General features: G+C 46.4%; 17 protein-coding genes and 1 other annotated feature. Of the genes, 3 read left to right on the forward strand and 14 right to left on the reverse strand.

Annotated elements, in window-relative coordinates:
• Positions 1-58: 58 nt before the first annotated feature.
• Positions 59-1141 carry a uroporphyrinogen decarboxylase family protein gene (locus BM241_RS01185; RefSeq protein ID WP_025746931.1) on the reverse strand — a complete coding sequence of 361 codons (1083 nt, stop codon included), beginning with the start codon at positions 1139-1141 and terminating at the stop codon, positions 59-61.
• A gap of 309 nt (positions 1142-1450) precedes the next feature.
• On the opposite strand from BM241_RS01185, the gene spoVB reads away from it, so the two are divergent.
• Positions 1451-3013, forward strand: coding sequence for a stage V sporulation protein B (gene spoVB / locus BM241_RS01190; protein ID WP_025746932.1), 1563 nt, complete (start codon positions 1451-1453; stop codon positions 3011-3013).
• Between the two features lie 40 nt (positions 3014-3053).
• On the opposite strand, the gene fba is transcribed toward spoVB, so the two are convergent.
• Positions 3054-4001, reverse strand: coding sequence for a class II fructose-1,6-bisphosphate aldolase (fba, locus tag BM241_RS01195; protein ID WP_025746933.1), 948 nt, complete (start codon positions 3999-4001; stop codon positions 3054-3056).
• Between the two features lie 288 nt (positions 4002-4289).
• Here fba and BM241_RS01200 point away from each other — a divergent pair, with 288 nt between their 5' ends.
• Positions 4290-5537 (forward strand): 6-phosphofructokinase, encoded by a 1248-nt coding sequence (locus BM241_RS01200; protein ID WP_025746934.1) that lies wholly within the window; start codon positions 4290-4292, stop codon positions 5535-5537.
• Positions 5538-5665: 128 nt separating this feature from the next.
• On the forward strand, positions 5666-6952 hold the full coding sequence (locus BM241_RS01205) for a class II aldolase/adducin family protein (RefSeq protein ID WP_092281854.1): 1287 nt from the start codon (positions 5666-5668) through the stop codon (positions 6950-6952).
• Between the two features lie 79 nt (positions 6953-7031).
• On the opposite strand, the gene BM241_RS01210 is transcribed toward BM241_RS01205, so the two are convergent.
• From BM241_RS01210 to trpE, 12 genes are all read right to left on the reverse strand, one after another.
• The gene (locus BM241_RS01210) at positions 7032-8150 is read right to left on the reverse strand and encodes a GNAT family N-acetyltransferase (protein WP_092281855.1); all 1119 of its coding nucleotides are present in this window, start codon (positions 8148-8150) and stop codon (positions 7032-7034) included.
• A gap of 42 nt (positions 8151-8192) precedes the next feature.
• A complete protein-coding gene (locus tag BM241_RS01215) occupies positions 8193-8606 on the reverse strand; it encodes a GntR family transcriptional regulator (RefSeq protein ID WP_207637332.1) in 414 nt (137 codons plus the stop codon).
• Positions 8607-8876: 270 nt separating this feature from the next.
• Positions 8877-9851: a phosphoglycerate dehydrogenase gene (locus tag BM241_RS01220; protein ID WP_177206057.1), complete on the reverse strand. Its 975-nt coding sequence runs from the start codon at positions 9849-9851 to the stop codon at positions 8877-8879.
• 196 nt (positions 9852-10047) lie between these two features.
• Positions 10048-11508, reverse strand: a complete 1461-nt coding sequence (locus BM241_RS01225) for a nicotinate phosphoribosyltransferase (RefSeq protein WP_025746939.1) — start codon at positions 11506-11508, stop codon at positions 10048-10050.
• A 28-nt stretch (positions 11509-11536) separates the two neighbouring features.
• On the reverse strand, positions 11537-12460 hold the full coding sequence (locus tag BM241_RS01230) for an NUDIX hydrolase (RefSeq protein ID WP_025746940.1): 924 nt from the start codon (positions 12458-12460) through the stop codon (positions 11537-11539).
• A 226-nt stretch (positions 12461-12686) separates the two neighbouring features.
• Complete coding sequence (gene trpA / locus BM241_RS01235; protein WP_025746941.1) at positions 12687-13475, reverse strand: tryptophan synthase subunit alpha; 789 nt, start codon at positions 13473-13475, stop codon at positions 12687-12689.
• Positions 13476-13492: 17 nt separating this feature from the next.
• The gene (trpB, locus tag BM241_RS01240) at positions 13493-14668 is read right to left on the reverse strand and encodes a tryptophan synthase subunit beta (protein ID WP_025746942.1); all 1176 of its coding nucleotides are present in this window, start codon (positions 14666-14668) and stop codon (positions 13493-13495) included.
• On the reverse strand, positions 14658-15287 hold the full coding sequence (locus BM241_RS01245; protein WP_025746943.1) for a phosphoribosylanthranilate isomerase: 630 nt from the start codon (positions 15285-15287) through the stop codon (positions 14658-14660). The genes trpB and BM241_RS01245 overlap by 11 nt, the downstream gene beginning before the upstream one ends.
• Positions 15288-15464: 177 nt before the next feature.
• Positions 15465-16259 (reverse strand): indole-3-glycerol phosphate synthase TrpC, encoded by a 795-nt coding sequence (gene trpC / locus BM241_RS01250; RefSeq protein WP_025746944.1) that lies wholly within the window; start codon positions 16257-16259, stop codon positions 15465-15467.
• Positions 16249-17271 carry an anthranilate phosphoribosyltransferase gene (gene trpD / locus BM241_RS01255; protein ID WP_025746945.1) on the reverse strand — a complete coding sequence of 341 codons (1023 nt, stop codon included), beginning with the start codon at positions 17269-17271 and terminating at the stop codon, positions 16249-16251. Before trpD ends, trpC begins: the two co-directional genes overlap by 11 nt.
• Positions 17261-17839 carry an anthranilate synthase component II gene (locus tag BM241_RS01260; protein WP_025746946.1) on the reverse strand — a complete coding sequence of 193 codons (579 nt, stop codon included), beginning with the start codon at positions 17837-17839 and terminating at the stop codon, positions 17261-17263. Before BM241_RS01260 ends, trpD begins: the two co-directional genes overlap by 11 nt.
• A 1-nt stretch (position 17840) precedes the next feature.
• Positions 17841-19274 (reverse strand): anthranilate synthase component I, encoded by a 1434-nt coding sequence (trpE, locus tag BM241_RS01265; protein WP_025746947.1) that lies wholly within the window; start codon positions 19272-19274, stop codon positions 17841-17843.
• Between the two features lie 271 nt (positions 19275-19545).
• Positions 19546-19868, reverse strand: a binding site (T-box leader).
• Positions 19869-19925 lie beyond the last annotated feature (57 nt).

Here is a 19925-nt window from a genome sequence, read left to right on the forward strand (position 1 = left end):
AATCTTCTAAAAGATAAAAATGAATACAGAGTTGTTCAATAACCCCATTATAGCCTTATTAATAAGTTCCCAGCTCCAGCCCCTTTTCAACAAAATAACGATAAGTTTCATAATTGACAGTATTGGGTATAGAATGATCGCTGTGCAGCACATATCCATACTTACCCTTTACTATTGGGATCTTCGATTCGAGTTCCTGATCTATAAGCTTTTTATCGTTTGTATACAACACCCTTACGTCAATGCCTCCCATAAATGAAAGCACCTCGCCGTAATCTTTGTACAATTTGATCAAGTCCATCCCGGCCTTTACTTCAATTACTTGCAGGCAATCAATACCTGCTTCAATCATACCGGGTACAAGAGGCTCCACATAGCCACATGAATGCATAATAACAGGTAGGTTATGGCTTTTGGCATATTCGATTGTCTTTTTATGCCCCGGCTGAATTATCTCTTTATACATAGCCGGTGACATAAAAGGCTTGAGCTTAAAACCCATATCCTCATAATACCATATACCGTCGGGATACCCTTCCCGAGAAAAAAGGATCTCCTGCAGTTCAATAATAAGCGTAGAATAGGTATCAACCATATCCTTTACCCACTCTGGGTCAAGCGCCATGCCCACAAGCATGTGTTCATGCCCACACACCGGATGAATGCACTCAAACACATTGACGCCAGACCAGGCAAAAAAGCGATTATGCTCCTGCGCATGTCTCTTGGCCTTCCGATATGCCTCAAAATTAATACGTCTGGGGTCAGGAGTCAGCAATGGCTTTATGTATTCCTCCCATGTTTTACGATCCTTGACCAAAAAATCCACATGCTCGGGTGTACTGTCATGGAGCTTGTGCCTTCGAAGCAAGGCTCCATTTCCATCCCTAATTAAAATGGTCTCTTCTGTCTCCTCCACTACCTCCGGGACGAAATCCAAATCCGCTACAAGGTTAAACGGCCAGCACAGTTCCATATCAAACCCAAAGTGATCGACCAAATTCTCGTCTGGTCCAATATATCCGTCTTCTTGCCATTTTTTAAGCGTATCGCCCCAAAAATGCTCAAATACGCCAATGCGGTCCACCGGCTTGCGCTTGAGAATATTGTGTATACGCTCAACCCCCGTCATGGTTTCCATCTTTTATCTCCCTAATCCATTTTATCTTTTAAACTAAACGTCCCATGAAAATATTTTACCATATTTTATCAGCAAATTCACCTTCTCACTTGAAAATTACAACGGTCAACGCGGTTCCTCTACTACGGTAACATTAACTGTGGAATAAAAAGAGGTACAGCACCACTTCGCACCGGCCCCCAAATCCCACTTCACTAGGCTATAAGTCCAAACAAAGTATGCTACACAAAAAACCATGACTACTTCTACTTGAGGATGGAGGTGAATATCATGAAATCAGAATCCTAATTGAATCGGGGGAATGGCAAATTGAAGATAAATCCCCGTTCTATGCTGTATGGAACGTTCATCTTAGCTAGCGCAAATGTCCTGGTTCGACTCATCGGATTTATATATCAAATAATGTTGAGCCGGCTGCTGGGACCTGAAGGCATGGGGGTATACCAACTAATATTTCCACCCTATACCATTGCCCTGGCTTTGACGACATCCGGTATACCGGTGGCCGTCTCGCGGTTGGTGGCTTCCAGCGACGCTACAGGGCACCATGGAGAACTTAAGAAGATCGTACCTGCAGCCATATTGATAGTGATGGTGCTGGGCACAATCCTTTCTGCATTAATCCTGACAAACGTCAACTGGATTACCCACACCATATTAAAAGACCCTCGCACCCGCATACCTCTATTCATTCTCTTCCCTTGCATCATCATAATCGGCATGGGTGCCACATTTAAAGGATATTTCTACGGCATAAAGCACACCCATCACTCTGCCTTGGCTGAAATATTAGAACAGCTAGTCCGCATTACGACAGTCATAATTCTGCTACTGTGGCTGAACCCCCAGGACTACGAAGAAGCCGCTATCTTGATGGTATTTGGCGTTGTCATGGGAGAGCTTGCCAGCTTGTTATATCTCCACACCCGCTACTATTACTCCATCAAAGAACTAAAGGGAAATGTCAGAACCTCATCCCTTTTTCCCTTAATCAAGAGCATTATTAACATTGCCATCCCTATAACGTCTACCAGGCTTATAATCACCTTGATAAACTCTACCAACACCGTCTTAATCCCACAACGCTTGATGGCCAGCGGCATGACAAACAGCCAGGCGGTGTCGTTATTTGGCATAGTATCTGGTATGGTACTGCCGCTGCTTCACATGCCCTTTACCATTACCAATGCCCTATCTACGGTCATAATCCCCCACCTCTCGGAGGAGATGGCGCTTGGCGACTGGCCATCCATACGCAATAATATTTCGCGCGCCATCCAGTTGACCTCTCTCGTCGCTTTTCCGGCCGCTGCTCTGCTGTTCTCCCTCGGGCAGCCCATCGGAATAGCGCTGTATAATCAACCACAGGTAGGGCAATTGCTGGCACCCCTTACATTGAGCATGGTCTTTCACGCCCTTCAACACACTTTAAGCGCCGTTCTAAACGGCCTTGACAGACAAAAACGCTCAACCCTGAACCTGTTTATAGGAGGAATTATTCAGGTCTGCTGTACCTATTTCCTCGTCTCCTGTCCACCTTTAAGAATATACGGCTTCATCATTGGCTTTAACCTAAGAAGCATTGCAGTATTCATGCTTAATTTTACCGCAGTCAGAAAGCTTACCAAGCTTCAAATAAAATGGGTGGAGTGGTTTTTGAAACCTGGCTTTGCCGCTACTGTCATGGCTTCATTGGGGCGATGTGTTTTTAACCTGTCCGCGCATGCCGGCCTCTCCCTCATCGTATCGCTAGCCCTGGCTACAATAACCGGTGCCGCCTTTTTCTTAATCTCTCTTTACTCAGTAAATGGAATGCCGAGCATAAAAAAAGCAAGGCCCCTCACTAAACAGTGTATTTATGAGGAGCCTTAAATAGCTTACATTTTTTAACTGGGCAATCTGCAGTATCCCGTTAGCCGTTCATCACTTCGTCTGCTTTTCCAGCGCAACCCAAAACATTTACCAGCTTATGCTTTACAAGTTCTTTAATGGCCTCCCTGGCTGGCCCTAAGTACTTCCTCGGGTCAAAGTTGCTGGGATCCTTGGCAAAATGCTCCCTGATAGTAGCCGTCATTGCCAGCCTCAAGTCGGAATCGATATTAATCTTGCATACGGCCATCGAAGCAGCTTTCCTCAGCATATCTTCGGGTACGCCCTTTGCTCCCGGCATCTGTCCGCCGTACTTGTTGATCTTCTCTACAAATTCCGGTATCACCGAAGAAGCGCCATGCAGAACGATGGGAAATCCCGGAAGCCTCTTTTGAATCTCCTCAAGGATGTCAAATCTCAACTTCGGCTCGCCCTTAAACTTGTACGCCCCATGGCTTGTACCTATAGCAACCGCCAGAGAGTCAACCCCTGTCCTTTCAACGAATTCAGCAGCCTGGTCAGGATCAGTAAAAAAGGCTTCCTCCTCAGACACATTTACGGCATCTTCAATTCCAGCAAGCCTTCCCAGCTCGCCTTCTACAACCACGCCTCTCTCATGGGCGTAATCGACTACCTTCTTGGTCAAAGCGATGTTCTCCTCAAAGGGAAGGTGCGAACCGTCGATCATGACCGAGGTGAATCCGCCATCGATACAGGCTTTGCAAAGCTCAAAGCTGTCTCCGTGGTCAAGATGCACACAAATTGGGAGGTCAGTTTCAATAAGCGCAGCCTCGATAAGCTTCATGAGATATGTATGTTTAGCATACTTTCGCGCACCGGCAGACACCTGCAGAATAAGCGGAGCATTGACCTCTTTTGCAGCTTCGGTGATACCTTGAATGATTTCCATATTGTTTACATTGAACGCGCCAATAGCATAACCACCTTCATAGGCCTTTTCAAACATCTTCTTTGACGTTACCAATGGCATAATGCAACAACTCCTTCTTTTTTATTTTTTATTTTGATCTATAGCGAAATTTTTAATCACATTAATTTTATCACATTCCCTGTCAAAATCAAGGTTAATTTCAAAATTTGACTTCCAAATCCTGTAACTTCAAATTGACTCAAAGCAATTTGTTATATTTTTGTCTATAAAAATTGCTTTTCAAAATCAAATATGGTATATTTTATAAGGTATAATGAAATATTAGACGGGTACATAACAAAATATTAACATAAATTAATATTAAAGCTTAAAAAGGGAGGTTTACAAATGGGTGAATTAAAAGGAGCTTGTATTCTTGGTCAATCAGGTGGGCCTACTGCAGTAATCAACGCCACTGCGGCAGGGGTAATTCAAGAGGCGTTAAAGCAAGACTGTATAACAGCAGTCTATGGAGCAGCCCACGGCATACAGGGTATATTAAATGAAAAATTCTACGATATGAGCAAAGAGGACCCATATGAGCTAGAATTGCTCAAAACCACTCCTTCATCCTTACTGGGTTCTGTACGTTACAAGCTTAAAGACCCCGATGAGGATGATACCGAATACAAAAAGCTGCTGGAGATATTCAAAAAATACAACATACGGTATTTCTTCTACAACGGCGGCAACGACTCCATGGATACCTGCAATAAGATAAGCAAGTATATGCAAAAAGTAGGCTATGAGTGCAGGGTAATGGGTGTACCCAAAACTATAGACAACGACCTGTGGGGTACCGACCATTGTCCGGGCTACGGCAGCGCAGCTAAATATATAGCAACTTCCACGATGGAGATTTATCTCGATGTAAGGGCATACGACACAAAAATGATCACGGTGCTGGAGATAATGGGTAGAAACGCAGGTTGGCTTACCGCGGCATCGGCTCTTGCAGGCGTACAGGGATATGGCCCGGATCTCATATACTTACCAGAGATACCATTTGACATCGACAAATTCATAGACGAAGTAATGTCGGTATACGAGAAAAAGAAAAACATCATTGTGGCCGTATCTGAGGGAGTAAGAGACAAAGACGGAAAATACATCTTTGAATACGGTCCCGCACTGCACAAACACACGGACGCATTCGGGCACGTTCAATTGGGCGGCCTTGCGGCTACCCTGGCAGGAATATTGAAGGAGAAAACCGGAGCTAAAGTGCGTGGCATTGAATTCAGCCTGCTTCAAAGATGTGCAGCCCATATCGCTTCACTGACTGACGTAAACGAAGCTTACCTTGCAGGACAGGCCGCTGTACAGTACGCGGTACAGGGCATTACCGATAAGATGATAGCATTTGAGAGGGCAGAAGGGCCCGAATATAAGTGCAACATCAAATTGGTCAACCTAACTGATGTTGCCAACGTAGAGAAGAAGGTACCGCGCGAATGGATAAACAAGGACGGAAACGGCGTCACTGAAGAGTTCATCAAGTACGCTATGCCGCTCATCCAAGGTGAATCCAGACCGCCTTTCGAAAACGGATTGCCAAGGTTTGCAAGACTGAAAAAGGTTTTAGCAACAAAATAAAACATAATCAAACGAAAAGGGGAGTTTAATACCCCTTTTCGTTATTATTTGACCGAATTGAGTTTTCAGCAAAATCAAGCACCAATTTTAACAGAAAAAGTAGTCTTAAGAAAAAGGAGGCCAAAACCTTGAAATTCGAACTATTGCATCCAGCGGATCAAATAGTGATGATCATGGAGAGAATATATCGCTACGGTATGACCACCACATCGGGTGGCAACATATCAATCCTTGACGACAATGGCGATATATGGATCACTCCCAGCGGAATTGACAAAGGCTCACTGCGCCGAAATGACATAATTCGCGTAAAGCCTGATGGGAGCATAGAAGGAATCCACAAACCTTCAGTTGAGCTCCCTTTTCACGAGATGATCTATCAGAAAAGGCCTGATATAAAGGCCATAATTCATGCCCATCCACCTGCGCTTGTAGCCTTCAGCATAGTGCGTCAAATACCAAACACAAGGCTCATACCCAACGTACATCTGATATGTGGCCAGGTCGGAATAGCGGAATACGGCCTGCCAGGGAGCAGAGACCTGGGTAAAAAGATTGCGGCCCAATTCGAAAAGGGCTTTAAAACCGTTATACTCGAAAATCACGGGGTGGTGACGGGTGGCAAAAACCTGTTTGAAGCATTTATGGCCTTTGAAACCCTGGATTTTTGCGCAAAGCTTGAACTAAAAGCCCGAAGGCTTGGGAACCCCAGGAGCTTAACCGATAGACACATTGAAATATCCAAAAACAAGCAGGATGTCACGCTGAACGAATTCATTCCCAAAAGGTTTAGCAGCGAAGAAAGGGAAGCCAGGCGGAACATGTGCCAGCTCATACACCGCGCTTATGACCAACAGCTTTTCACCAGCACGCAGGGTACATTCTCTCAAAGGCTGAGCGACGGTTCCTTCATAATCACGCCCTATGGACTGGATAGAAAGTATCTCCAAGAGGAAGACCTGGTACGCATTGAAAACGGATGGAAGGAAGCAGGGAAAAACCCCAGTCGTTCAGTGCTGCTGCACAAGGCTATATATGACAAGCATCCTCACATCAATTCGGTGCTCATTGCGCACCCGCCAAACATCATGGCCTTTGCCGTCACAGATGAGAACTTTGAAACCAAGACCATACCCGAGAGCTACATAATGTTGCGCAACATACCAAAACTGCCCTTTGGGTGTACCTTCATGCAGCCCGAGATGACAGCAGATGCATTCTCCAAGGAAACGTCGGTGGTGTTGGTGGAAAACGACTGCGTCATCGTAACCGGAAGTAGCCTGCTCAATGCCTTCGACAGGCTGGAGGTAGCCGAATACAGCGCCAAGGCCATCATAGCAGCCAAGGACTTGGGAGAGCTAGTGACCATCAATGATGAACAGGTAGCTGAGATCGAAAAGGCATTTAAGCTATAATATAGCATAAACAATTTGCCCCTGGCGAAGCTGGTATCCAAACCAGTCATTTTCGCCAGGAGCTTTTTCCTGGTTATCATTAAAGGTACTTTATGTAGCACCTTCTCCGCTTGTGTTGCCTAAAGTTAAAATGTCTCCACTGAGATCGAACCTTCACATTAGATTCCAGCTGGGGATTGCATTCCGCTTTGACTATGCCGTTTTTGATGCATTCCTTGTGAATCTCGCTCATCAAAATGGCATTCACGCCCTTGCCCTGCAGTTCAGGTTTTACCGCTACTAGACACAAATCGATGGTATCATTCTTCTTTAAAGCTTTCAAAATGTGTATGAATCCAAAGGGCAAAAGCCTTCCATTTGTTTTCCTCATCGCCTGCGTCAAAGATGGAAATGCGATGCCAAATGCCACTACCTCATCATTTTGATCCAGAATCACCTTTACATAGTCCGGATTTATAAAGCCAAAGTACTGCTTGGTGTACAGCTGTATCTGCATATCGGTCAATGGTACCACTCCATACAGGTCCTTATATGCTTCGTTTAAAAGCGCAAAAATACCCTTGACATAAGGAAGGAAATCTTTTGGTTTTTTGGCGTCCAGTACCTTAAGGTTAAACCTCCTCAAAGCGTCTTGTGAAGCCCTTTGTATAACATCAGGTAACTGCGGCGGAACCTCCAATTCGTATTCCAACCAGTCCACGTCTTTAACGTAACCGTTATTCTCTAAATGAACTGGATAATATGGATAATTATAAATAGTAGTAAAAGTGCCCATCTCATCAAAACCTTCTACCAGCATACCCTCCCTGTCAAGATCGCAAAAACCCAGAGGCCCATGCAGGCCTGTCATCCCCTTTTCCCTTGCCCAATCCTCCACAGTTGCAAGCAAAGCCTTTGATACCTCAGGGTCATCTATAAAATCTATCCACCCAAATCGTGCATTCTTTTGCCCCCACTTCTCTATGTATTTGTAATTTATAATGCCGGCAATTCGCCCTACGACTTCACCATCCTTAAGCGCCAGCCAGTACCTGGCTTCACAGTACTCAAAAGCGGGATTTTTATCCCGGCGGAGGGTATTCATCTCATCCATTACAAGAGGCGGAACCCAGTATTTGTTCCCCGCATACAGCTTATAAGGGAAATAGACGAATTGCTTCAAATCCTTTCGTGTCTTAACTTCCTTTATCTCAACCACACTATGACCCCCTCATCATTCTTAGGTGTCCGGCTTGTAGATTCAGCAGCTTTTATCCGGATTCCACTGCTCAAGCCGCTGCATGAACATAGAGTAAAGCTCCTCTTTGCTGTACTGGAGATGGTACGCCTCAGTAAACAGATAATCCAATATCCTGCTCATGAACTCTGAACGCTGCTGTGCTGAAACTTTAAGAGTTGGTTTGCCAACAAACGCCCCGATTCCACGAGTTGTACGTATAATACCCTCTCGTTCTAGTTCCTGATATGCCCGCGCCACAGTATTGGGATTTACCCCCAGCTGACGGCTGAGCTTTCTCACAGAAGGTAACTTATCGCCGGGTGCAAGGACCTTGCTTGCAATCAGACCCTTTATTTGAATTATGATTTGCATATAAATAGGTATGGGAGCATCGGGGTCAATGACGATATTCAAGGCAGCCCTCTTCAACTTCACAGTGATTTTCCCCCTCATGTCATCGATTCTACCATCTTATAAAAATAACCATTTCAGTCTCCATAGTCTTATACAACAGCCAGCAGTACTTGATAGTGTATCGGTGAACTGGTACACTATTACACTAACACGGTATTGTAACAGTGTCAATATCTTTTATCATCGGAAATTCGACGGCATTCGATATATCAAGTGGAGCTTAAAGCCAAAAAATAAATGCCCATGCACTTCTTGCATGGGCGTATCAGAAAATCCAATTTCATACTATTTTCATACTATCTTTAAATATTCACGGTTTACTATGTAGGGACACTCCTTTCCGGTCAAAACATCGATGAGGTTTTTGACTGCCAGATTGGCCATGGCGTTTATTGCCTCCACCGTGCTTGAGCCCATATGGGGTGTTACCACAACGTTTTTAAACTCAAACAGCGGCGATTTCCCTGGAGGTTCAACCTCAAACACATCCGTGCCAAATCCCCTTAATTTGCCCGCCTTCAAAGCCTGATACACCGCCTGTTCGTCCACCAGTCCACCTCGTGCTGTATTGATCAAAATAGCACCATCCTTCATCATGGAGATGGTGTTTGAATTGATGATGTGCTTGGTCTCGTCTTTGAGTGGTAAATGCAGCGATATAAAATCGGACTTTGACAATACCTCTTCGAAGGAGGAAATTTCAACCCCGTATTGCCTACAAAAAGCCTCATCTATCGCCGGGTCATATGCTAGCACCCTCATAGAAAAACCCTTTGCTCGCCTTGCCACACCCTTACCTATGGCCCCCAAACCTATAATTCCAAGGGTCTTTCCGTACAACTCAAGGCCTGTTATGCGCGGCCAACCGCCCCTCTTTGTCTGTTCATCAGCATATGGAATCTGTCTTGCAACTGAAAGCATGAGCCCAAACGCTAAATCTGCCACCGATTCAGCATTGGCCCCAGGCGTATTCGTAACCACGATTCCCCGTTGTCCGCAGGCCTTGATATCCACCTGGTCATATCCAACTCCATACCTCGAAATCACCTTAAGGGTAGAAGGCGCCTTATCTATCACCCTAGCGGAAACATCATCCACACCCGCTATATATCCGTCAACGCCTTCAAGCAGTGGGATAAGCTCATCGGCCATCAACGGGCGGTTATAGGGGTTACAGACAATCTCGCTAGCAAACTGTTCTAGCATGTGCCATGCCTCAGGACACACTTCTCGATTAAAAGACGTCGGTGTAACCAGTATTTTCATCTAAATCAGGCACACGCCTGCTTTATCGTTTACAAGCTAAGAGTCAGCAGGCAATGTGCCTTACTCCCCCTTTCTATTTCAATATATCTTAATTCCCTTTATCGATACGCATCCCCTAAATGTTTTTAATGTCCGTCTTTAGAAATTACGCCTGGTATAGATAGCACAAATCAACCAATACCCATTCAAGCATACTTTATATATTACCGTATTTATTGAGCAACTCCTGCTTCAAATTCCACAAGGGCTTAGAGAGGTCCACGTAATAATTGTGAGGATTTTCGAACCTCAATACCTCTGGCCACAGCGTATTTACCTGTTCCTGACAGTATTTCCTTATGCTATGAATATCAGGGCTCTTATATATACACTTGCCCTTATCAAATATCTTAACGAGAAGCTTCCGTGCGAAAAAGTTTGTAACTGTTTTTCGCTTCCAGGTGTGTATTGGGTCAAAGATCTCGTACGGCTGAGTATCATCTATCACTTCGTCGTGTAGAGTAATCACGTCGGCAATGGCTTTACCGGTCTCTCTATCATACAACCTGTACACCTGCTTGAAGCCTGGATTGGTTATCTTCTCAACATTTTCGCTTATCTTTATCTTTGGTATAATTCTCCCGTTTTGCTGTACTGCTACCAGCTTATATACTCCTCCAAACACCGGGTCGCTGCTGGAGGTAATGAGTTTTTCACCCACCCCAAAGGCATCAACGGCAGCCCCTTGCTGCAGTAAATCCCTGATGATATATTCATCCAGCGAGCTTGAAGCGATGATCTTGCAATCCTTAAACCCAGCTTCGTCAAGCATCTGCCGCGCTTTTTTGGACAGATATGCGATATCACCGCTGTCTATCCGTATACCCTGAGGCCTGTAGCCTCTGGGGACTATCTCTTCCTTAAATACTTTAATAGCGTTTGGCACGCCGCTCTTCAATACGTTGTATGTGTCCACCAGCAGTACGCATTTATCGGGATATGTCCTTGCATATGCACGAAATGCCTCCACTTCCGACGGAAACATCTGCACCCAACTGTGGGCCATGGTCCCCACGGCAGGCACTCCAAAATCCCTTTCAGCTATAGTGCAGGCAGTGCCCACACATCCACCTATATAGGCGGCTCTGGCGCCCAGCACCGCCCCATCGTAGCTCTGCGCCCGACGGGAACCAAACTCCATAACCGGCCTTCCCTGCGCTGCTCGTACGATACGGTTGGCTTTGGTAGCGATTAAGCTCTGATGGTTTATCGTTAGAAGCACCATGGTTTCGACAAACTGTGCCTGGATGACCGGCCCTACAACCGTTACAATGGGCTCATTGGGGAATATGGGCGTACCCTCAGGAATTGCCCATACATCGCACTCAAACTTGAAATTTTCAAGATATTTTAAAAACTCTTCGCTGAACATCTTCTTGCTGCGGAGGTATTCTATGTCCTCAGGCGTAAAGCGCAGATTTTTTAAGTATTCAATCAGCTGTTCAACCCCCGCCATGATGGCAAAGCCGCCACCGTCGGGCACTTTCCTGAAAAACATATCAAAATATGCTATCGTGTCCTTAAGCCCATGCTCAAAATAGCCGTTGGACATGGTAAGCTCATAAAAGTCGGTGAGCATGGTGAGGTTCTTCTTTTCCTTCCAATCAATCCTAACCAACTTCTTCATCTCCTAGCGCATAGGATTTTTATATAACACCATCACAATCCCATTCGGGATTGAACATATACAATTTATCTTTCTCAGCGTATGTACGTGCATCTCCGTTTTTAACTTCGATGACCATACCCGTCCTCACGATCTTTTCGACAAATTCGTCCATCCCAAACGTCGTATTCAATATGGCCTCATAAGCTCCCTTAAGCTGCAACATGGTAAAACATTTGGGCAAAATGCTGAAAACAACAGGCGTAAGCCAAACATCTCTTCTGAGCTTCAGCAAGCCGTAAGTAATTATGACAGCGTGATCGAAGGCAATGCCCTGCGTTTCAACAAGCCTGTATTTTGTCTTGACAATGCCTTTCTCAATGCTTTTTATAACTTCCACTACGCCATACAATTCCTCTTGGCCATCGCAAAGCACAAGCCTGTATTTAACTCTCTCAGCGTAGCCGTTTTCAATGACATCTTTCTCCTTGGTCAAAACCTCAAGGCTTACTTTAAACCATCTGGCGTCGCTGGCATCATCCCCAGCTTTGACCTTCAGCTTTGAACTATCAACCAGCGCCATGTATGAAACGCTAACCACATGGGTGCGCGGGTCCCGCCCAGGCGCGCCCCAGGTATAGAGCTGTTCCATATAGATCTCATCTATACCTGTTTCCTCCTTGAGCTCACGCAGGGCCGCATCTTCCGGATCTTCATTGCGGCTGACAAATCCTCCGGGAAGAGCCCATCTGCCCATGAAAGGGTGGTCGCCCCTCTTTATCATCAGCACCTCTACATGCTTAGGAGGTACTCCGGCTACGTCAGTTTTTTCATCGTCCTGCAATGTAAAAAGCAGCATATCCACCGTCAGCGCGGGGTTGCTGGTAGCATATTTATCTGGATCATATTGCCTTAAAAATTCCTCCTCGGTCAAGCCCTGGGCATTGACCATCTTGTCCGACATAACTTCTCAGCTCCTCAGTATTTTATACAACCTAATTTATCATCTTAAGGATAGTACTCATACATTTTTTTGTCAAGTTATTGTACGCTGCTGCACCCAATAATGTTACGCTTTTCATTTGGCCTCTTTTTATGTGGTTTAATAAAGGCTCAATGAAAAAGCAGCCCATTACACACCCCAAACCGCAAGCTGATTTTTAAAGATAATTATCATGTCTTTTAAAGCATCACAAAACTCGCTTAACACCTCTTATAAAACGGTATACGCTGTCGAGCATTTCATCTCTGCTGGCTGCCTTCTCTATCAGCGATACTATGGCGCTACCTATGATTATGCCGTCACAGTAGTCCTTAAGCTGCGATGCCATGTCCGGGTTTGATATACCAAACCCTATGGCTTTGGGCATATCTGTATATCTTGACACCTCTTCCATATAGTCCTTTATGTTGGTTTGAATCTCGTCCCTTTCCCCGGTAACACCGGTTGTGGAAACGCAGTACACAAACCCGCCTGCGTTTTCAACAATCTTCGGGATTCGCTGATGGGATGTAGGCGCAACGAGTGGGATAAGGTGTATGCCGTATTGTTTTGTTATGTCAAAAACCTCTCCCCTCTCCTCCAAAGGCAGGTCAGGAATTATAATTCCATCTATGCCAACATCGTGTGCTTCTTTCACAAACCTATCTATACCGTATTTAAATACCGAGTTATAATAGACCAGGTATATCAGAGGAATCTGTGTGGCCTGCCTGACTGACCTTACCATGTTCATTATATCGGCTATTTTTATGCCATTATTGAGCGCCCTCGCCGAGGCCCTCTGAATGACCGGCCCATCAGCCAGAGGGTCGGAATAGGGTATGCCCAGCTCGATGATATCCGCCCCCGCCTTTTCCATTTCAATGATCAAGTCGGCAGTGGCACCAAGATTGGGATCCCCGGCTGTGATGTAGGTAATAAGCGCTTTGCTGCCTTTCTCCCGCAAATCATTGAACACCATATCAATCCTGTTCATAGTCAAGTCCATCATGTTCATAGTTCCACCTCCGGCAAGCTTGCAACTGTCTCAACATCTTTATCTCCCCTGCCTGATAGATTTACGATCACTATTTTATCTTTCGGTAGCTGTGGAACCAGCTTCAATGCATAGGCCACTGCATGGGCGCTTTCCAGAGCCGGAATTATCCCCTCTGTTCTGGATAGCTCCACAAAAGCCTCCACTGCTTCCCTATCTGTCACGGCGACATATTCGGCCCTCCCGATTTCCTTGTAATACGCGTGCTCTGGGCCTACCCCCGGATAGTCAAGCCCTGCCGAAATGGAATGTACGGGCATGACCTGCCCTTCGCTGTCCTGAAGGAGCAATGTCTTCATGCCGTGCAGCACGCCCACGCTCCCCTTTGCCATTGTAGCCGCGTGCTTTCCGGTCTCCAATCCCAATCCCGCGGCTTCAACGCCAATCAGCTTTACTTGCTTATCGTGATAAAAGGGATGAAATATGCCCATCGCATTGCTTCCACCCCCTACACAGGCAATGACATAATCCGGCAACCTCCCTTCCTTTTCCAATATCTGTGCCCTGGCCTCTTCCCCTATCACCTTTTGAAACTCCCTTACGATGGTTGGATAAGGATGAGGCCCCACCACCGAACCCATCACATAAAATGTGTCCTCTATTCTGGTTACCCAGTCCCTTATGGCTTCGTTGACGGCATCCTTTAAAGTGCCGGTACCCGATTCTACGCTGTGTACCTTGGCCCCAAGAAGCCGCATTCTAAACACGTTTAAAGCCTGCCTCCTTACATCTTCTTTGCCCATGAAGATCTCGCACTGCATGCCAAACATAGCAGCACCGGTGGCGGTAGCTACACCGTGCTGGCCGGCCCCAGTTTCGGCTATCACCCTCTTTTTCCCCATTCGTTTGGCCAGGAGTATCTGTCCCAAAACGTTGTTGATCTTGTGTGCCCCCGTGTGATTCAAATCCTCACGCTTTAGGTACACCTTGGCCCCGCTCAATTTCTCGGTAAGGTTTTGTGCAAAATACAGCGGAGTGGGCCGCCCCGCATATTCCCTTAGGTAATAGCGGTACTCCTGCATGAAATCCTCATCCTGTATGGCAGCGTTGAATTCCTTTTCAAGCTCGATCAACGCATTCATTACCGTTTCGGGCACATACTGACCCCCAAATATGCCAAATCTACCTGTTATGCTTTTCAAAGCTCCTCACCCTTTCTACAAATTCTTTCATCTTTTTGTAGTCCTTAAATCCGCCAGTTTCCACGCCGCTACTGACGTCCACAGCATACGGCTTTACTCTAGCTATGGCTGAACACACGTTGTGTGAATTAAGCCCTCCTGCCAAAATAAGCTTACTATTAAACGACACGCCTTCTAATAAACCCCAGTCAAACGTTTGGCCCGTTCCTCCATACCTTCCCTGCACCGCCGCATCCAACAGTATGCCATCCACCCGGTATTCGCCAGCCCGTACCAAACCATCTTCGCCTTTTACCCGTATGGCCTTCCACATCTCAACGCCGTACACGGCATATGCGGCGACCTCGTCAGGGGTTTCATCCCCGTGAAGCTGAACCACATCAAGGCCTAAAGCGCTGCAAGCCTCTTTTATAAATTCCCGGCTTTGGTTAACAAACACCCCCACTTTTCTTATGCCTTTATCCAGCCGGGCAATCAGCCTTTCGGCGTGCTGCAAATCCACCCTTCTGGGACTTTTCGCAAACACAAACCCCGCATAATCAACTTTTAACTCGTTGACGTAATCAATGTCCTGATACCTCTTAAGGCCGCATATCTTTATCTTAACCACCTTAAGGTCCACCTCCCCAAATGCCCCCTAGAGTACCTTATTCAAGAGCACCTATTTATTATTGGCCATTAAAAGCCCCTATGGTGTCTGCCACGCCGTCGACCTTAAACCTAGTCTACAGTAAACGCCCTGCATATCCGTCGCATTATAAATATTGAGCATCCTTAAAGAGGATCGTCATACAATCATCCCCTTAAACCTCCTGAGAGTCCCTACCACGTCGCTGGCCGTCATCAAGGTTTCGCCTATCAAAAAGGCATCCACCCCCATGGACTTAAGGCGCCTTATATCCTCAGCCGACTTTATGCCGCTTTCCGACACCTTCACAGTATGCCTGGGGATTATCTTTATGAGCCTTTCGGTGGTATCAAGGCTTACTTTGAAACTCTTAAGGTCCCGGTTGTTTATACCTATCACTTCTGCTCCACAATCCAGCGCAATTTCAAGTTCCCTCTTGTCGTGGACCTCCACCAGGCATTCCAGCCCCAGGGATTTTGCCAGGCTGTAAAACTCCTTCAAACGCTTCCCCAAGACAGCCACTATGAGCAGGACGGCATCGGCTCCCAGCGCCTTTGACTGATACAACTGATATGAGTCTACTATAAAATCCTTTCTAAGTACGGGACAGGAGACCGCCTGTTTGACCTGCTGCAGGAAAGCATCGCACCCCATAAAGTACTTATCCTCGGTCAAAACCGAGATAGCATCCGCCCCGCCCTCCTGATACATCCTGGCAACATCAACTGGCACTATATCCTCCCTTATAACGCCTCTGGAGGGGGATGCCCGCTTTATCTCGGCAATAATCTTTACTTCATCTTGACTCCCACAGCTGCTCTGGCGCAGCGCTTTAGCAAAATTTCTGTGTGGAGGCGCAAGTTGTATCTCCTTTTCCAGCACTTTTAACGGCTTCTTTCGCTTTTGCTCCTCCACGCACTTTTTCTTGTAAGCCACTATCTCGTCAAGAAACATGGCCCACCTCCCTGCTCACCCTTATGAATTCTTTTAATTTTTCATATGCCGCGCCTGAATCGATCAGATACGTGGCTTTTTCAAGCCCTTCCCTTATGCTCTCGGCGGCATTGCCGACATACAGCGCAGCGGCAGCATTCAACAGGACTATATCCCGTGCCGGCCCTCTTTCACCTTTTAATATCCTCATTATCAACTCAGCATTGTGTTTTGCATCACCACCTGCAATGTCTTGTAGCCTCGCATAAGGGATACCATATTCAGCTGGGTCTATCTCATAATCGATTATTTCTCCGCCCTTAATCTCGCTCACAATTGTCCTTGTGGTGGTGGTAATTTCATCAAGCCCATCCATGCCATGCACCACCAGTGCCCTTTGAGTACCCAGGTTCTTGAGCACCTCCGCCAGGCTGTGCACCAGCCGCCTGTCATACACCCCTAAGACTTGACCCTTAACGCCAGCAGGGTTGGTGAGCGGCCCCAGTATGTTAAAGATAGTTCTTACCCCCAGCTCTCTCCGTGGCCCAACTACATTCTTCATGGACACATGGTAATGGGGAGCAAACAGGAAGCCTATGTGCGTTCTTTTGATGCACTCCACTACCATCTCAGGCGACATCTCAATCTTGACGCCCAAAGCCTCAAGCACATCGGCGCTTCCGCTTTTGCTGGACACCGCCCTGTTGCCGTGCTTTGCCACCTTCACCCCGGCAGCCGCAGCGATAATTGCCACAGCCGTTGATATGTTAAAAGTTCTGCCGCCATCCCCCCCGGTGCCGCAGGTATCTATTGCATAGTCATCTAGCTCCACTCTTTTAGCCTTAAGCCTCATGGAAACGGCGCATCCGGTTATCTCGGGAATGGTCTCCCCCTTCATGCGCAGCGCCACCAGGAAAGCGCCTATCTGCGACGGCGTAGCGTTGCCATCCATTATATCGTCCATGGCCAACGCCGCCTCCTGCTGAGTCAAATGCTCGCCCGACACTATCTTTTTCAGCGCTTCACTCAACACCTATAATCCCTCCCATGAAATTCCTCAATATTTTCTTTCCATGCTCTGTTAAAATAGACTCAGGGTGGAACTGTATGCCGTATACTGGCAGGCTTCTGTGGCTCACCGCCATAATGGTGCCGTCCGGCGTACGGGCCGTAACCTCCAGCTCCGGCGGTAGGCTCTTCTCATCCAGCACCAGGGAATGATACCTGGTTGCGCGTATGGGATTTTTTACGCCGCACAGTATACCTTTCCCGTTGTGTATCACCATGGAGGTCTTACCGTGCAGTATTCTATCGGCGCGCACCACTTTGGTACCGTAAGCATATCCTATGGCCTGATGCCCCAAGCAAATGCCGAGAAGGGGAATCTGGCCATTAAGCTTTCTTATAAGCTCTACGCATATGCCGGCATCTTCAGGTCTGCCCGGCCCCGGCGACAGCACTATCCTCTTGGCCCCTGAATCTATAACCTGCTCCACCGTCACCTCGTCGTTTCTGACCACTTCTACATGGGGATAGATTTCGCCAATGTACTGGTACAAATTGTAGGTGAACGAGTCATAGTTATCGATCAAAATCACCATCTCAGAGCACCTCCTTAAGTGCCATAGCCTTGTTGAGCGTCTCCTGGTATTCAAGTTCGGGAACAGAATCGTATACAATCCCTGCACCTGCCTGGATATACGCCTTTTGACCTTTGAAAACAATTGTCCTTATGGCTATACACATATCCATATTGCCCGTATAAGCAAAGTATCCAATCGCCCCCGCATATATGCCTCGCCTTGTATTCTCCAGCTCATCGATTATCTCCATGGCCCTTATCTTGGGGGCGCCTGATACTGTGCCGGCCGGTAAGCAGGCCACCAGGGCATCAAAGCAATCCTTGTCATCCTTGAGCCGACCCGACACGGTGGAGACTATATGCATAACATGCGAATACATATCCACACCTAGAAATCTGTCAACTTTTACCGAACCAAATTCGCTCACCTTGCCGATATCGTTTCTGCCCAGGTCCACCAGCATTACGTGTTCGGCCCGCTCTTTCTCATCCGCAAGAAGTTCCTCCTTTAATCTCTCGTCTTCCTCATTTGTTCTGCCCCTTGGCCTAGTGCCAGCTATAGGGTTGGTCTTTACCGTTCGTCCCTCAACGCTCACCAGGCTTTCTGGGGATGAACCAACGATTTGGAAATCTTCAAAGTCTATATAAAACATATACGGTGAAGGATTGAGAAAGCGCAGCTTTCTATAAGCGTCAAATGGCCTGGTATGAGTGATTACAGTCAGTCTCTGGGATAGAACCACCTGAAACACATCCCCGGCGGCTATATACTCTTTTGCTCTTTGGACAATTCCGCAAAAGCTCTCCTTATCGTAATTGGAATAAATGTCCTCCAGGCCGCTTGTCATATCAAGTGGATGAATCTCTTCCATTTTGATAATTTCATCTTTCATCCAGATCAATCTATCTACAACATCGCTGTATTCTACCTCGTCCTCCGGCAATACGTTGCAGATAATGGATACAATGTGATAAAAGTGGTCGTACACTATGATATCTTTGTAGAACATCAGATAAGCCTCTGGCACCTGAATTAAATCCGGATTTTTGTCGGGGAGCTTTTCGTACTGCCTCACCACGTCATAGCCCACATACCCCACCGCGCCCCCTGCAAAAGGAGGTAGTTCCATCCCCGATGCCGTGCCGTATCGGCTTATGTGCTTTTTTACCTCGTCAAGAACTTTACCGGTGACAATCTCGGTTTTGCCATCTTTCTCTATAAATACCTGGTCTCCATAGCTGCTAATCATCATGTAAGGGTTACAGCCCAGGAAGGAGTATCTGCCCCAGTTCTTGCCGCTTTCCACGCTTTCAAGCAGAAATTTTTTCTTACCCTTTAAACTGTAAAACAAGCCAATTGGAGTAAGCTCATCGGCATTCAGTTTCAACACCATGGGTACAACGCCGCCTTTTTCCCTCAATTTTCTAAACTCCGGTTCACTAGGAAATATCATTTTTGCTCACTCCTTTCGTTATTGAGTTAAATTTTTAAATAAAATGCTGTTCAAAAGCTTATAATGTCTCCTGCGAAGCCTGTGAAAGGCTAATGATGTCTAAATGTTTTGCCAAACATCTAAATGGTGCAAACCGAAAAATATTTATTTAAAGCAGTACATAACAAAATCTTCAGCACAATAAGTGCAACCAATCTGTGTAAACAAAATCTTCAGCAAGTTGATTTTAAGCCAACTCAAAGAAATATAACGAAAAAAGGGTACCTCATCCACATGGGACGAGGTACCCCTCGCGGTGCCACCCAATTTCGGCCGGATTAGATGGCGGTTATATCAAAAAAGGCATTTCACCCTTTAGGGCGAAATGCCTGAGCACTCCGCTAGCCACCTAAACGCAGCCATCTCGTTCCAGGTACAGAAGCTTGCGCTTCGATACCCTGTCCTTTTAACGGTGGACTACCGGTTCATGCTACTTGAAGTTCGCACAACTTCTCCCGGGCCCATTCAACGGCACCCATCGGTACCGGGATCCCACCATCCCCGGCTCTCTGTGACCTGGCCATGCCGCCTACTCTTCCCGTTCATCGAATTTGGCTGTTTCTATGTTTTAATATTTTACATTAATAATATAAAGAAAGTTGATATATGTCA

This window comes from Caldicoprobacter faecalis, assembly GCF_900115765.1.
In the GTDB taxonomy this organism is placed as follows: domain Bacteria; phylum Bacillota; class Clostridia; order Caldicoprobacterales; family Caldicoprobacteraceae; genus Caldicoprobacter; species Caldicoprobacter oshimai.